Here is a 16487-nt window from a genome sequence, read left to right on the forward strand (position 1 = left end):
GGTTTTTAGATGGGAGAAAAACTATCATCAAATCACAATGGGAAAGCTCAATTTACTAGAAATCATAAAAGGTTGTTATTAGGATCTGTATTTTTGATGGCTACATCAGCTATCGGTCCAGCATTTTTAACACAAACAGCAGTATTTACTGCACAATTTTATGCTAGTTTTGCATTTGCTATTCTCATTTCTATAATTATTGATATTGGAGCTCAAATAAATATTTGGCGTGTACTTGTTGTAACTGGTTTAAGAGGCCAAGAAGTATCTAATAGGATACTGCCTGGTCTTGGAACAGTAGTCTCGATTTTAATTGCATTTGGGGGCTTAGCATTTAATATAGGTAATATAGCCGGAGCAGGTCTTGGACTAAATGCGATGTTTGGTATAGATGTAAAATGGGGTGCTGCGATAACTGCTATTTTTGCTATCTTAATATTTGTTAGTAAAAGTGGTCAAAAAATTATGGATGTTGTGTCTATGATTTTAGGAGTTGTTATGATTCTTGTTGTAGCCTATGTCATGGTAGTGTCCAATCCACCTTATGGTGATGCACTAGTACATACATTTGCTCCTGAACATCCAATTAAGTTGATTTTACCAATTATCACACTTGTAGGTGGTACTGTTGGTGGTTACATAACTTTTGCTGGTGCCCATAGAATTTTAGATTCTGGCATAAAAGGTAAAGACTTTTTGCCGTTTGTGAATCATTCAGCTATTGCAGGTATTTTAACTACTGGTGTGATGCGTACTTTACTATTCTTGGCAGTTTTAGGTGTTGTTGTAACTGGTGTTACATTAAGTTCTGAGAATCCACCAGCTTCAGTGTTCGAACATGCGATTGGACCAATTGGTAAGAACATTTTTGGACTCGTTATTTTTGCAGCAGCAATGTCCTCTGTTATTGGATCAGCTTATACAAGCGCAACGTTCTTAAAGACAATGCATAAATCTTTGTTCAATAAAAATAATTTAATCGTTATTTCATTTATCGTTATTTCAACTTTAATCTTCTTGTTTATTGGTAAACCAGTTAGCTTATTAATCATAGCAGGCGTAATAAACGGTTGGATTTTACCGATTACATTAAGTGTAATTTTAATAGCGAGTAGAAAGAAATCGATTGTTGGTGATTATAAACACCCTACTTGGATGTTAGTGTTCGGAATTATTGCAGTATTAGTAACTATCTTAACTGGCATCTTCTCATTGCAAGATTTAGCTAGTTTGTGGAAAGGCTAAGATTGTAATATTAAATTAAGATAATAAATATGCGTTAATATTATTCATTTAGTTAATAAATGTTTAGTATTAACGCTTTTTTTATAACTTAAAACATACGATTATATATTAGTTAAATACTAACCTATTGTCGTTGAAAGCTATAAAATGTGATAGAATAACAAATGCTAGTATAATAAGATAAGGTGGGACAATAATGATAGGTATTATTGGTGCAATGGAAGAAGAAGTTGCCATTTTAAAAGATAAATTAGTGAATTTAAGCGAAATTAATGTAGCTCATGTTAAATTCTATAAAGGTGAACTTAATCAAAAAGAAGTAGTCATTACTCAAAGTGGTATTGGTAAAGTTAATGCAGCTATTTCTACAACATTACTAATCGAAAAATTCAATCCAAAATACATCCTAAATACAGGTTCAGCCGGAGCACTAGATGAAAACTTATCTATAGGAGACGTATTAATCAGTGATAATGTAGCTTACCATGATGCAGATGCTACAGCATTTGGCTATGCATTGGGTCAAATCCCACAAATGCCAGAAAAATATGAAGCAAATCAAAATTTAATAAATGAAACAAGTGAAGTTGTAAAACAACAAAATTTAAATGCTAAAGTTGGGCTTATTGTAAGTGGTGATAGTTTCATAGGAAGTGCAGAACAAAGAAAAACGATAAAAACTCAATTTAGCGACGCAATGGCTGTAGAAATGGAAGCAACTGCTATCGCTCAAACATGTTATCAATTTAAAGTTCCATTCATCATTACGAGAGCTGTCTCTGATTTAGCTAATGGCGAAGCAGATATGACATTCGAGGAATTTTTAGGAAAAGCAGCTGTTTCATCTAGTGAAATGGTAGAATTATTAGTCGGAAAATTATAATTAAAGAGTAAAGGTGACAATTCAATGGGTATTATTAAACATTATTTTATGCCTAATGCATATGTAAAGTCAGTATTCGAAATCAATGTTGATAAATTGGCTGAAACTGGTGTAAAAGGTATTATCACAGATTTAGATAACACACTTGTAGGTTGGGATGTTGTCGCGCCTACTGAACAAATTAAACAATGGTTTAAAGAAGCAAGAGAAAAAGGCATACAAATCACAATTGTTTCAAACAATAATGAACAACGTGTAGGTGAATTTTCAAAAGATTTAAATGTAGATTTCATTTGTAAAGCTAGAAAACCGATGGGTAAAGCATTTAAAAAAGCAATTAAACAAATGAGCATCAAACCTAGTGAAACAGTGGTAGTTGGTGACCAAATGTTAACAGATGTTTTTGGTGGTAATCGCAATGGTTTATATACGATTATGGTTGTACCTGTTAAACGTACTGACGGGTTTATTACCAAGTTTAATCGCTTAATTGAAAGAAGATTATTAAATCACTTCAGGAAAAAAGGTTATATTAAATGGGAGGAAAATTGATTGAGTGATGAATTGAAATGTATAGGTTGCGGCGCACCATTGCAATCAGAAGATAAAAACGCACCAGGTTATGTACCGGAACATAATATGTTTAGAGAAGATGTTATTTGTAGAAGATGTTTTCGATTAAAAAATTATAATGAAGTACAAGATGTAGGACTTGATAGCGAAGATTTTTTAAATTTACTTTCTGGATTATCAGATAAAAGCGGTATCGTTGTTAATGTCGTAGATGTATTTGATTTTGAAGGTTCATTTATTAATGCAGTTAAACGCATTGTTGGTAATAAAAAAGTTATTTTAGTAGCTAACAAGATGGACTTACTTCCAAAACAAATTAACAAACGTCGTGTAAAAGAATGGTTGAAACGTTCTGCTAAGAAATACGGTCTTGATTCTGAAGACGTTGTACTCATTTCAGCTGAAAAAGGACAGGGTATTGAAGATCTATTATATTCAATCAATAAACATCGTCAACAGGAAGATGTCTATATTGTAGGTACAACTAACGTAGGTAAATCAACATTAATTAATAAATTGATAGAGCTTAGTGTAGGTGAAAAAGATGTTGTCACAACGTCTAGATTCCCAGGAACTACATTAGATATGATAGATATTCCATTAGATGAAAAATCATTTATGTTTGATACACCTGGTATTATTCAATCACATCAAATGACTCACTTTGTCACAGAAAAAGAATTAAAATTAATTATGCCTAAAAAGGAAATCAAACAAAGAGTATATCAACTAAATGAAGGACAAACATTATTCTTTGGTGGTTTAGCTCGAATTGATTATGTTTCAGGTGGAAAAAGACCATTGATATGTTTCTTTTCAAATGAATTAAATATTCATAGAACTAAAACAGAAAAAGCCAATGATTTATGGAAAAATCATATTGGAGATTTGTTAACACCACCTCATGATCCTAATCAATTTAATATGAGTGAAATGAAAGCTGTTCGATTAGAAACAGGCAAAGAAAAACGAGACGTAATGATTTCTGGACTAGGATTTATTACAATTGATGCTGGTGCAAAAGTTATTGTTAGAGTACCTAAAAATGTAGATGTCATTTTAAGAAATTCGATATTATAAGGAGGGATAAACGTGAAATTTGCAGTAATTGGACATCCAATTTCACACTCTTTATCACCACTTATGCATACTGATAATTTTGCATCTTTGGGTTTGAATTATACTTATGAAGCAATTGATATACCTGAAGATCAATTTCATAACATTAAAGAAATAATTAAAGAAAGAAAATTAGATGGATTTAATGTTACGATCCCACATAAAGAACGTATTATTCCATTTTTAGATGAAATAGATTCACAATCTACAACTGTTGGTGCTGTTAATACAGTAATGGTACGTGACGGTAAATGGATTGGATACAATACAGATGGGATAGGTTATGTTACTGGCTTGCGTCAAGTTTATAATGATTTAGAAAATGCATATATATTAATTTTAGGCGCTGGTGGAGCTAGTAAGGGTATAGCAAATGAATTAACTAAATTTGTTCAACCGAAATTAACGATTGCTAACCGTTCGATGAAACGATTTGAGTCATGGCATTTAAATGTTAATCAGATAACTCTAGAACAGGCTGAATCCCACTTAGATGAGTTCGATATTATTATTAATACAACACCTGCTGGTATGGATAATAATCAAGAATTACCCATCAGTCTCAAGAATTTAAACACAGACACCTTAGTAAGTGATATCGTATATATTCCGTATAAAACACCAATTTTACTAGAAGCGGAAAATAAAGGTAATCCGATTTATAATGGATTAGACATGTTTGTATATCAAGGCGCTGAAAGTTTCAAAATATGGACTGGATACCAAGCCGATATTAAAATGATGAAACAATCAGTAATAGATAAATTAAAAGGAGTTTAATTATGTTAACTGGAAAACAAAAAAGATATTTACGTAGTTTAGCACATAATACTGATCCAACCTTCCAAATTGGTAAGGGTGGTATAAATGAAAATATGATTAACCAAATTGACGATACTTTAGAGAATCGCGAATTAATTAAGATACACGTATTACAAAATAATTTTGATGATAAATCAGAACTTGCTACTGCATTAAGTGATGCTACGAATAGTGAAGTTGTTCAAATCATAGGGTCTATGATTGTTTTATACAGAGAATCAAAGGATAATAAAGAAATTACGTTACCATAATGAAAAAGAAAATTATTTTATATGGTGGACAATTTAACCCGATTCATATCGCTCATATGATGGTAGCTAGTGAAGTGTATCATGTCATCAAGCCAGATGAATTTTATTTTTTACCAAGTTATATGTCTCCTTTAAAAGAACATTCTGATTTCCTAGAAGCACCACAACGCATTAAAATGATAGAGTTAGCAATTGCTACTTTAGGTTTTGGTAAAATTAGTGAAGAAGAAATAGAAAGAAAAGGGCAAAGCTATACTTATGATACGTTATCATCATTAATAAAGTCACATCCTAATAGTGAATTCTACTTCATTATAGGCACTGATCAATACGATCAATTAGATAAATGGTACAATGTTGATGAATTAAAGAAATTGATTACATTTATAGTGGTTAATAGAGAGAAAGATGTACAGTCTGTTGAAGAAGGTATGATATCTATCACTATTCCTAGAATGGATATTAGTTCTTCAATGATACGTGAACGTGTTAAAGCGAAACAGTCTATTCAAATATTAGTTCCTCAAAGCGTTGAACATTATATTCGAGAGGAAGGATTATATGAAAATTGAAAATGCTATAGAGTTAGTCAAAGAGAAATTGCCAGAAAAGCGATTTAAACATTCACTTAGAGTAGCAGAGACAGCTGTAAAATTAGCAGAAATCTATGATGGCGATAAAGATAAAGCTGAACTAGCTGGTGTACTTCATGATTATTGTAAATATGATGATTTAAGTACTATGTATCAAACAGTGAGACAGTATGATTTAGAATCTGATTTATTGAGTTATGGTGGAGAAATTTTGCATGGACCGGTTTGTTCAGCAATAATGGAAAATGACTTTGATGTCAAAGATGAAGAAGTTTTGTTAGCTATTAAATATCATACAACTGGTCGTCAACAAATGACAAAAACAGAAAAACTAGTATTTATAGCTGACTATATAGAGCCTGGTCGTAAGACTCCAGGAGTTGAAGAAATCAGAGATATGGCATACAATCAAGGTAGCTTAGATAAAACAATTTATGAAATTTCTAAGCGTACAGTACTATTTTTAATTCAAAAAGATATTACAGTTTACGGTGCTACGATTGCTTGTCTAAATTATTATAACTATAGTGATGAAAGAATAAAGGATGATTAAATGAATTCAGACAAATTGTTAAACATTGCTGTTGATGCAGCAGAGAACAAAAAAGCAGAAGATATTATTTCTCTTAATATGCAAGGTATCAGTGATATGACAGATTATTTTGTTGTATGTCATGGTAATAATGAACGTCAAGTTCAGTCAATTGCTAGAGCTGTAAAAGAAGCAGTTCATGAACATGATATCGATGTTAAACGAATGGAAGGTTATCAAGATGCAAGATGGGTTCTAATTGACCTTGCCAATGTAGTTGTTCATATCTTCCATAAAGATGAACGATCTTATTATAATATTGAGAAATTATATCAAGATGCTCCAATCGAATCATACGGACAGGTTGTTTACTAATTATGTCTCAATATGAAGAAATGAGTTTGGTTTATGATCAACTCACACAAGATCAACCTTATGAATCATGGTTTGATATAGTTCAATTTTATGCTAATCATCATGCCGATATCCTTGATATTGGATGTGGTACAGGTACATTAACATGTATGTTAAATGATTTAGGAAATGTTAGTGGCATGGATATTAGTCCGGATATGCTTTCCATTGCCTCTCAAAAATCTAATCAAATCAATTGGTTAGAAGGAGACATGACGAATTTTCAATTAGATCATCAATTTGATATTGTTACTATTTTTTGTGATTCATTAAACTATTTACCTACATTAGACAATGTTGAAGATACTTTTAAATGTGTTTATAACCATTTGAAAGATAACGGTTTGTTAATATTTGATGTACATACCGTTGCTAAAATGACTACATTATTTAGTGACCAAAGTTATATAGATGAAGCAGAACATTTATTTTTAGGATGGGATGCTCTAAAAGGCGCGGAACCATTAAGCGTTATTCATCAAATGTCATTTTTTATTGAAAGAGAAAATGGTTTATATCAAAGATTTGACGAAGAACATTATCAACGTACATTTGAAAAAGATGTATATACTCAATTATTGGAAAAATGTGGATTAACTTTAGTCAAAACGTTTACAGATTTCAATATGAATCAAGATGATGAACAGGCAGATCGATTATTTTTTGTAGCTCAAAAACATTAAATATAAAGTAAAATCACGCTGACATACGTTAATTAGTATGAAGGGGTGATTTTTTGCTTTCTAAATTAACACAATTAATAAAGATTTTGACACCGTATCAACTATATATTGGAATTGGAATAGCAATTATTTTTATAGCAGTTTTATCTTATTCTATGAATCATAATGAAGACAAAAGTCAACAAACATATGTTGAATCAAATACAGATAGTTATAGTAATAAAACAGATAAAAAAGAAACTTTATCTAAACGTCATCAAGGCGAAACTAAAGATTCTGATGCAAAAAAGGAAAATAAAGTTATATACGTTGACATAAAGGGGGCAGTAAAGCATCCCAATGTATATAAAATGAACAGTTCTGATAGAATCATTGACTTGTTAAAGAAAGCCCAATTAAGTAATAATGCTGATACTAAACAAATTAATTTATCAGAAAAATTAATAGACCAAAAGTTAATTTACATACCTGAAAAGGGAGAAAAGACTTCTCAAAATATACAAGAACAAATTACAAGTAATACGGTTGATAGTACACAATCAACTATTAATTTGAATGTAGCGACAGAAGAGCAATTATTGAAAGTTCCTGGTATAGGTCCTTCTAAAGCCAAAGAAATTATAGATTATAAAAATAAAAATGGTGCTTTTAATAGTATAGAAGATTTAAAAAACATAAAAGGATTTGGACCAAAAACATTTGAAAAATTAAAGGCTTATTTTACTGTGTAATAAGAGTTGCATTTGCATTATGATTTTAAAATGAGTAAGCTATAATTATTATTTTAATTAAGTACGATGGAGGCATAGATCATCATGGAAAGAATAAAATGGGAAGAATATTTTATGGCACAAAGCCACTTATTAGCATTAAGATCAACTTGTCAAAGATTATCAGTTGGCGCGACGATAGTTAAAGACAACCGTATTATTGCAGGCGGTTATAATGGATCCGTAGCTGGTGAAGTACATTGTATCGATGAGGGTTGTTTGATTGAAGATGGCCATTGTATAAGAACTATTCATGCTGAGATGAATGCGTTATTACAATGTGCAAAGCAAGGTGTATCGACTGAAGGTGCAACAATTTATGTCACACATTTCCCATGTCTTAATTGTACAAAATCAATCATTCAAGCAGGAATAAAGACGATTTATTACGCTGAAGATTACCATAATCACGAGTATGCCATGAAGTTACTGGATCAATCTGGAATAGAATACAAAAAAATTCCATTTTCACCAGATTATGTTGCAAAGTATTTAACTCAAGGTTAAGTTTATTGTTTTATATTGCAATATCATTTCTAGTAGGGATACTTTGGTTATTTAACAAAGTGCTCTCTACTTTTATACTTTGTATGCTAATGTTTCTATTAATAAGAAAAAATGTAATTAAGCAATATCTATTCTTGGTATGTATCTCAGTATTACTTAGTGTTTTAATGTTAAATTTAGCACTTACTAAACATAAACAAGAAATGCAAAATATTAAGAATAGTAAACATATTAATGAAGCAGTAACTTTTATTAAATTAAACAAAGAAAGTAATATCTATAAAGGACTCCTTGAATGGCATGACCACAATGTAAAGTTTTATTACAGACATCAAGGTGATTATAATCGATTGAATATTGATAATTATAGATGTGCTATAAATGGAGATTTACAGTTATTAAATTCGAATCAGCCTATAATATTTATTAAACAGATAGATTTAAATAGTTGTACACAAAATAAGAAAATTAATCCTATAGCCAAACATCAAAGTTATATTCAGAATCAAATGAGTAAAACAAAAAATGTTTATCACGATAGGTTACTAGCTTTGATTACTGGTGACACATCAACATTAAATCAATCATTTATTGACGATGTTAAAGAAATAGGAATTTATCATTTACTTGCAGTAAGTGGTTCACATGTTGCTGCAATTATTTATTTAGTACATTCCGCTTTTGTGAGATTGAACACACCATATTTATTAATTAAGCTTTTACTTCTACTTATATTACCTCTATATGCTTTTTATACTGATTTTGCTCCTAGCGCAGTTAGATCTATATTAGTCGGCATAATTTTACTCATTCTTCCTAGACAGTTTAAAAGTAAACCGTTAGATATACTCTCTTTTATTTTTATATTAATGTATTTTATCAATCCACTGATAGTTTTTGATATTGGTTTTCAGTTTAGCTTTTTTATTTCATTCTTCCTTATAATTTCTACACCATTATTAAAGGAACTTACTGGACTAAAATTATTAATGTCAGTGACAATTATAGCTCAATTAGGAGCGTCAGTAATTACTGTCTACTATTTTAATCAAATTCAATGGATAGGATTAGTTTCAAATTTAATTTTCGTTCCTTTATATAGCCTTATTATCTTTCCGCTAGCGATTATATTTTTCTTTCTTAGCCACTTCACAACCCACTTATTAATTTTAAATACAGTAATAAATTATAGTTACCGTATACATGATCTATTTCTTTCTTTATTTCTTTCATTAAAGTACATTAGAATTTTTGTTCCTGAGTTAAACACTTTCGCAATAGTGTTTTTAATAATTTCTGTGTTCATTTCATTATTTTTATTCGTTAAAAGAAATATTTTAACGTCTGTTTCGATAATTTTTCTTAGCATTATAATAATTATATATACATCGAGGCCTTCAGAAACAGAGTTAACAATGTTAGATGTTGGTCAGGGAGACAGCATTTTATTTCATACTGAGTACAATCTAAATATTATGATTGACACTGGTGGAAAACTAACTGACAGTCACACTAAATCTAATAATAATATAACCAAATATAAGATTTTACCAAGTTTAAAAGCCAAGGGGATATCTACAATTGATTATTTAATTATTACACATCCTCATTTAGACCACATGGGTGAATTATCATATTTAAGTAATCATATAAACATCAAAAATATTATTATAGAGCCATCAAGTTATCCTAAAAATGTCCTAAAAAATATTAAAAGTATTTGTCAGTTAAATGGTATCAATTTCATGGATATTACCTTACTCAATTCTTTATCTATTAAAGATGGGAAACTTGAATTTTTAGATACTTATATTCAAGAAAGCGACGATAAAAATGAACACTCAATTGTTACATTATTAAAATATAAAAATAAAACTATTTTACTTACTGGTGATATGACTATTAATAATGAGGAACTACTGTTAAATCGATATCAATTACCTAAAATAGATATTTTGAAAGTTGCGCATCATGGCAGTAAAACAAGTAATTCTGCAAATTTAATACAACACATAACTCCAAAAATCAGTCTTATATCAAGTGGTAAAGGTAATAAATATCATTTGCCAAATCAAGAAGTAATTATACGGTTACGTCAATCTGGAAGTAAAGTTTTAGATACCCAAATAAACGGGGAGATAACTGTTAAACTAGATTCAAATTTATCAATATCAACTAAGCAACAAAAATAAATTGGTAGAGGTTAGAGTTTATTACGTGATATAATTTCTTAATGTGAACTATATGGAAAGGGTGTAATGCATGTCTGACAATATCATTATGGTATATGGAGAGGTACCAGACTTAGTTGAGAAAAAGAGTTCAGAAATGATAAATAAATATTTACAATCAGAAAAAGATGACTTCAACTATGTGAAATATAATTTATATGAAACTGAAATTACACCAATCATTGAAGAAGCATTAACAATGCCATTTTTTTCAGATAAAAAGGCAATTTTAGTTCAGAATGCATATGTCTTTACGGGTGAAAAGGTTACCAAAGAATTGAATCAAAATACCGACCAATTACTTGAATTTATTGAAAAATATGATGGTGAAAACCTTATAGTTTTTGAAGTATTTCAAAATAAATTAGATGAACGAAAAAAATTAACCAAAACACTTAAGAAAAATGGACAATTAAAAAAAGTTGAACAAATGTCTGAAGAAGAAATAAAAAAATGGATTCAATCAAAATTAAATGATAATTTTAAGGACATCAAACAAGACGCACTAAATAATATGATTGAGTTAACCGGTATTAATTTCAATATTATCTCACAAGAATTAGATAAATTAATGCTATTTTTAGGTGATAGACCGACTATAAATAAAGACGATGTGAATCAAATCATTAATCGTAGTTTAGAACAAAATGTATTTCTGTTAACAGAATATATTCAAAAACGCCAAAAAAATAAAGCAATACAACTGGTCAAAGATTTAATTAATATGAAGGAAGAACCAATTAAATTATTAGCATTGATAACTAGTAATTATAGGTTATATTACCAATGTAAGATTTTAAGTCAAAAAGGATATAGTGGGCAACAAATAGCTAAAACAGTCAATGTCCATCCATATAGAGTGAAATTAGCATTGGGGCAGGTAAGACATTATCAGTTAGAAGATCTTTTAAATATTATAAATTCTTGTGCAGAAACTGATTATAAATTGAAATCTTCATATATGGATAAACAACTGATTTTAGAATTGTTTATTTTATCATTATAAGATTGATTTGTTGTTACATAAAAAAATAAAAGCTAGTTCGACCTATTAGGCGAACTAGCTTTTATTTATAATTATTTGTTAGCGCTCATCAATTGTGATTTTACGCGATCAGCTTTGTTAGAGTGGATTAAGTTGCTTTGAGCAGCTTTATCTAATTGCTTAATAGCAAAGCTTACTAATTCATTTTTGTTATCGGCATTTGTCTCAATAGCTGATTTCGCACGTTTAACTGCTGTACGCATAGTATTTTTCTTAGAAATATTACGTTCTTCAGCAGTTTGAGTTGTTTTAACACGTTTAACTGCAGATTTAATGTTTGGCATTACTGTCACCTCCTAAAAGTGAACTAACTTATCAAATTAAATTATATTTGATTACAACAAGAAATATTTTATCAAATGTACTATCTTTGTGCAATCATTTATTTAATGGCTATGCTAATAAATGAATATCACATTATAGTATTGGAATTAAGTTCATTACACTTTATAATAAAGTATGCAATATTAAACTTAAACCAATATAAGTATTAGTTTATCAAAGTAAATGGTTTATTTAAACGATTAATTAGATGTTTGCATTTACAATTTAAAAACGTTATCATATCAAAGATGTACAAATACGGGTTATAAATATGAAAGTGAGAAGGATATAATGGATAAGCAAGAACGATACAATAGAAGAGATAAGATTAGAAATTTCTCTATTATAGCTCATATAGACCACGGTAAATCTACCTTAGCTGATAGAATTCTTGAAAATACGAAATCAGTAGAAACTAGAGATATGCAAGATCAATTGTTAGATTCAATGGATTTAGAAAGAGAACGTGGTATCACAATTAAATTAAATGCTGTTAAATTAAAATACGAAGCAAAAGATGGAGAAACATATACATTCCATTTAATCGATACACCTGGACATGTCGATTTTACATATGAAGTTTCAAGATCATTGGCTGCATGTGAAGGTGCTATTTTAGTAGTCGACGCTGCACAAGGTATAGAAGCACAAACACTAGCTAATCTATACCTAGCTTTAGATAATAACTTAGAACTATTACCAGTAGTTAATAAAATTGATCTTCCAGCAGCTGAACCTGAAAGAGTTAAGCAAGAACTTGAAGATGTTATTGGTCTTGACCAAGATGATGTAGTTCTTGCAAGTGCAAAATCTAATATTGGTATTGAAGAAATTCTTGAAAAAATTGTAGAAGTTGTCCCACCACCTGAAGGAGACCCAGAAGCTCCATTAAAAGCATTAATTTTTGATTCAGAATATGATCCGTACCGCGGTGTTATTTCATCAATTAGAATTATTGATGGCGTAGTAAAAGCTGGAGATAAGATTAAAATGATGGCAACAGGTAAAGAATTTGAAGTGACTGAAGTAGGTATTAATACTCCAAAACAACTATCTGTGGACGAATTAACTGTCGGTGATGTTGGTTATATCATTGCAAGTATTAAAAATGTTGATGATTCACGTGTCGGTGATACTATTACTTTAGCGAATAGACCTGCTGAGAAACCATTACAAGGTTATAAAAAAATGAATCCAATGGTTTATTGTGGTTTATTCCCAATTGATAATAAAAATTATAATGATTTACGTGAAGCGCTTGAAAAACTACAATTAAACGATGCTTCATTAGAATTTGAACCAGAATCATCACAAGCCTTAGGTTTTGGTTATAGAACTGGATTCTTAGGTATGTTACACATGGAAATCATTCAAGAAAGAATCGAACGTGAATTTGGAATTGAATTGATTGCAACTGCTCCATCAGTAATTTATCAATGTATATTAAAAGATGGATCTGAAGTCACAGTTGATAACCCAGCACAAATGCCTGAACGTGATCGTATAGAAAAAATTTATGAACCATATGTTAGAGCAACAATGATGGTACCTAATGATTATGTGGGTGCAGTCATGGAACTATGTCAACGTAAGCGTGGCCAATTTGTTAATATGGATTACTTAGATGACATTCGAGTTAACATCGTTTATGAAATTCCTTTATCAGAAGTTGTATTTGATTTCTTTGATCAACTTAAATCTAATACTAAAGGTTATGCATCATTTGATTACGAATTTATTGAAAATAAAGAAAGTGATTTAGTTAAAATGGACATCCTACTTAATGGTGAAAAAGTAGATGCGCTTAGCTTTATAGTCCACAAAGAATTTGCATATGAACGTGGTAAATCACTAGTTGAAAAATTAAAAACATTAATCCCTAGACAACAATTCGAAGTACCTGTACAAGCTGCAATTGGTCAAAAAATAGTAGCACGTACAAACATTAAATCTATGGGTAAAAACGTATTATCTAAATGTTATGGTGGGGACATTAGTCGTAAACGTAAACTTTTAGAAAAACAAAAAGCTGGTAAAGCTAAAATGAAAGCTGTTGGTAATGTAGAGATTCCTCAAGATGCATTCTTAGCAGTACTTAAAATGGATGAAGAATAATAATGACGTTATTAAGTGTGACTTTGTATTTAAAAACACTTTTTAATTAAGATTTAAATATTTATATTTGATACGAGGTGGGACCAGAATTGATTTTTAACTTAATTCTATCCCGCCTCTAATTTTTTAATAAAAATAAAGTCATATCTTGTGGAGGAATTAAATTGACCATACAAAGTGCTTATATTCATATACCGTTTTGTGTCAGAATATGTACTTATTGTGATTTCAATAAATATTTTATTGATAAGCAACCAGTTGATGACTATTTGGATTCATTACTATTAGAAATGGAAAGACGTACTAAACATTCAAATACCAATTTAAAAACGATGTATGTTGGTGGAGGTACGCCAACTGCATTGAATATAGATCAACTTACAAAATTATTATCAGGAATCAATAATCTATTTAATATTGAAGGCGAATACAGCTTTGAGGCAAATCCAGATGAACTTACATTTGAGAAAGTGAAATTACTAAAATCTTATGGTGTAAATCGCATATCAATGGGTGTACAAACGTTCAAACCAGAACTACTAAATATTTTAGGAAGAACACATAAAACCGAAGATATTTATAATGCAGTTAAAAATGCTAGAGATGCTGGTATAGAATCTATTAGTTTAGATTTAATGTATCATTTACCACAACAAACTCTTCAAGATTTTGAAAATAGTTTAGATTTAGCAATGCAAATGGATATTGATCATATATCTAGTTATGGACTCATACTAGAACCCAAAACCCAATTTTATAATATGTATAGGAAAGGTCATCTCAAACTACCTAACGAAGATTTAGGTGCAGAAATGTATCAATTATTAATGCATAAAATTGAAAATTCAAGATTCCATCAATATGAGATTTCAAATTTTGCTATTGAAGGACACGAATCTGAACATAATAAAGTTTATTGGTTAAATGAGGAATATTATGGTTTCGGTGCGGGTGCAAGTGGATATACAAATGGAGTACGTTATACAAATGTTAACCCTGTCAATCATTATATTAAAGCTATTAAAAATGAAGAAGTACCTCTTCTTACTCAAACTGAACCAACTATAAATGAGCAAATGGAAGAAGAGATGTTTTTAGGACTAAGATTAAATCAAGGCGTTAGTATGACTAAATTCAATGAGAAGTTTAATACATCAATTGAAAATGTATTTGGTCAAACTATTAATGATTTAAAAAATAGAAAATTGATTGAGGAAAAATCAGATTATATTTATCTTACGGAGAGAGGTAAAGTCATTGGTAACGAGGTTTTTGAAGCATTTTTATTAAATATCTAAAATAAATTTAAATTTCTAACGCTTTAACGTTGACTTACTTTGACCAATTTGATAAATTATAATTAGCACTTAACAGAAAAGAGTGCTAATGAGGTGAAAACATGATAACAGATAGACAATTAAGCATTCTTAATGCAATTGTTGAAGATTATGTTGATTATGGACAACCCATTGGTTCTAAAACTTTAATTGATCGTCACGACTTAAATGTAAGTCCAGCGACAATTCGGAATGAAATGAAACAACTGGAAGATATGGATTTCATTGAAAAGGTTCATACATCTTCAGGAAGGTCACCATCCGAATTAGGTTTTAGATACTATGTAAATCAATTATTAGAACAAACATCTCATCAAAACTCAAACAAAATTCAACGTTTAAATCAGTTAATGATTGAGAATCATTATGATACTTCTTCTGCATTAACGTATTTTGCAAATGAACTATCTATGATGTCTCAATATGCAACGTTGGTTGTTCGTCCCAACCATAATCAAGACATTATTAATAATATTCATTTGATTCGAGCAAATAATCATTTAATAATAATGATTTTAGTATTTTCATCAGGCTATGTTGAAAATGTGCATCTTACATCTGAATTACCTTTAACTAATGATGAATTGAATAAGATATCCAATTTCCTATCAAATCAATATAATAAGTTAATTAAAGGTCAAATTGATGAAATAGAAAGATTCGCACAAACTCAAAATGAAGCACAATTCATTAAAGAATTAGTTAAAATGATGAATTTACACATTTCCAATCAAAGTAATAGCATTTACATGGGTGGAAAGGTTAAACTGATTGATGCATTGAATGAATCTAATGTATCTTCTATTCAACCAATTTTGCAGTATATCGAATCAAATAGAATTATTGAATTATTAGATGATATATCCAATTCTCAAATCAATGTAAAAATTGGTAAAGAAATAGATGAAAATTTAAGTGATATATCAATAGTATCAACACAGTATCACTTTGATGAGAAACTCAAAGGTCAAATTGCGGTTATTGGACCAACTGCGATGCATTATCAAAATGTAATTCAATTACTTAACCGAATTTGGTAACGT

General features: G+C 29.8%; 18 protein-coding genes. 17 read left to right on the forward strand and 1 reads right to left on the reverse strand.

Translation table 11 applies throughout. The annotated features are described in order from the left end of the window. Positions 1-9 precede the first annotated feature (9 nt). The 14 genes from LFT63_RS01235 (at position 10) to holA (ending at position 11629) form a co-directional block, all read left to right on the forward strand. On the forward strand, positions 10-1245 hold the full coding sequence (locus tag LFT63_RS01235; protein WP_154874365.1) for an NRAMP family divalent metal transporter: 1236 nt from the start codon (positions 10-12) through the stop codon (positions 1243-1245). A gap of 196 nt (positions 1246-1441) precedes the next feature. Continuing rightward, complete coding sequence (locus tag LFT63_RS01240) at positions 1442-2128, forward strand: 5'-methylthioadenosine/adenosylhomocysteine nucleosidase (protein ID WP_017637094.1); 687 nt, start codon at positions 1442-1444, stop codon at positions 2126-2128. A 24-nt stretch (positions 2129-2152) separates the two neighbouring features. Beyond that, entirely contained in the window at positions 2153-2680 is a 528-nt protein-coding gene (locus LFT63_RS01245) for a YqeG family HAD IIIA-type phosphatase (protein ID WP_029055719.1), read from the forward strand. Beyond that, positions 2681-3781 carry a ribosome biogenesis GTPase YqeH gene (gene yqeH / locus LFT63_RS01250; RefSeq protein ID WP_029055720.1) on the forward strand — a complete coding sequence of 367 codons (1101 nt, stop codon included), beginning with the start codon at positions 2681-2683 and terminating at the stop codon, positions 3779-3781. It abuts the gene before it with no gap. A 12-nt stretch (positions 3782-3793) separates the two neighbouring features. Then, positions 3794-4600: a shikimate dehydrogenase gene (gene aroE, locus LFT63_RS01255; RefSeq protein WP_029055721.1), complete on the forward strand. Its 807-nt coding sequence runs from the start codon at positions 3794-3796 to the stop codon at positions 4598-4600. Positions 4601-4602: 2 nt separating this feature from the next. Next, positions 4603-4893 (forward strand): ribosome assembly RNA-binding protein YhbY, encoded by a 291-nt coding sequence (gene yhbY, locus LFT63_RS01260; RefSeq protein ID WP_017637098.1) that lies wholly within the window; start codon positions 4603-4605, stop codon positions 4891-4893. Beyond that, entirely contained in the window at positions 4893-5465 is a 573-nt protein-coding gene (locus tag LFT63_RS01265; RefSeq protein WP_029055722.1) for a nicotinate-nucleotide adenylyltransferase, read from the forward strand. Before yhbY ends, LFT63_RS01265 begins: the two co-directional genes overlap by 1 nt. Beyond that, the gene (gene yqeK / locus LFT63_RS01270; protein WP_017637100.1) at positions 5455-6039 is read left to right on the forward strand and encodes a bis(5'-nucleosyl)-tetraphosphatase (symmetrical) YqeK; all 585 of its coding nucleotides are present in this window, start codon (positions 5455-5457) and stop codon (positions 6037-6039) included. The genes LFT63_RS01265 and yqeK overlap by 11 nt, the downstream gene beginning before the upstream one ends. After that, positions 6040-6393: a ribosome silencing factor gene (gene rsfS / locus LFT63_RS01275; protein WP_029055723.1), complete on the forward strand. Its 354-nt coding sequence runs from the start codon at positions 6040-6042 to the stop codon at positions 6391-6393. A 2-nt stretch (positions 6394-6395) separates the two neighbouring features. Continuing rightward, a complete protein-coding gene (locus LFT63_RS01280) occupies positions 6396-7115 on the forward strand; it encodes a class I SAM-dependent DNA methyltransferase (RefSeq protein ID WP_017637102.1) in 720 nt (239 codons plus the stop codon). A 53-nt stretch (positions 7116-7168) separates the two neighbouring features. Next, positions 7169-7846 carry a helix-hairpin-helix domain-containing protein gene (locus LFT63_RS01285; RefSeq protein WP_119623140.1) on the forward strand — a complete coding sequence of 226 codons (678 nt, stop codon included), beginning with the start codon at positions 7169-7171 and terminating at the stop codon, positions 7844-7846. 84 nt (positions 7847-7930) lie between these two features. Next, a complete protein-coding gene (locus LFT63_RS01290) occupies positions 7931-8392 on the forward strand; it encodes a ComE operon protein 2 (protein ID WP_017637104.1) in 462 nt (153 codons plus the stop codon). A gap of 203 nt (positions 8393-8595) precedes the next feature. After that, on the forward strand, positions 8596-10584 hold the full coding sequence (locus tag LFT63_RS01295; RefSeq protein WP_340767789.1) for a DNA internalization-related competence protein ComEC/Rec2: 1989 nt from the start codon (positions 8596-8598) through the stop codon (positions 10582-10584). A gap of 70 nt (positions 10585-10654) precedes the next feature. Continuing rightward, positions 10655-11629: a DNA polymerase III subunit delta gene (holA, locus tag LFT63_RS01300; RefSeq protein WP_029055727.1), complete on the forward strand. Its 975-nt coding sequence runs from the start codon at positions 10655-10657 to the stop codon at positions 11627-11629. A 71-nt stretch (positions 11630-11700) separates the two neighbouring features. Here holA and rpsT read toward each other — a convergent pair whose 3' ends face one another. Beyond that, the gene (gene rpsT, locus LFT63_RS01305; protein WP_002451849.1) at positions 11701-11952 is read right to left on the reverse strand and encodes a 30S ribosomal protein S20; all 252 of its coding nucleotides are present in this window, start codon (positions 11950-11952) and stop codon (positions 11701-11703) included. Positions 11953-12283: 331 nt separating this feature from the next. Between rpsT and lepA the strand changes: the two genes are divergently transcribed. The 3 genes from lepA (at position 12284) to hrcA (ending at position 16484) form a co-directional block, all read left to right on the forward strand. Continuing rightward, positions 12284-14107: a translation elongation factor 4 gene (gene lepA / locus LFT63_RS01310; RefSeq protein ID WP_340767790.1), complete on the forward strand. Its 1824-nt coding sequence runs from the start codon at positions 12284-12286 to the stop codon at positions 14105-14107. 164 nt (positions 14108-14271) lie between these two features. Beyond that, positions 14272-15405 carry a radical SAM family heme chaperone HemW gene (hemW, locus tag LFT63_RS01315; RefSeq protein WP_070453887.1) on the forward strand — a complete coding sequence of 378 codons (1134 nt, stop codon included), beginning with the start codon at positions 14272-14274 and terminating at the stop codon, positions 15403-15405. Between the two features lie 101 nt (positions 15406-15506). Continuing rightward, positions 15507-16484, forward strand: coding sequence for a heat-inducible transcriptional repressor HrcA (gene hrcA / locus LFT63_RS01320; RefSeq protein WP_017636289.1), 978 nt, complete (start codon positions 15507-15509; stop codon positions 16482-16484). Positions 16485-16487: the final 3 nt, after the last annotated feature.

Source organism: Staphylococcus sp. FSL H8-0121 (assembly GCF_038008425.1).
GTDB lineage: Bacteria > Bacillota > Bacilli > Staphylococcales > Staphylococcaceae > Staphylococcus > Staphylococcus pasteuri.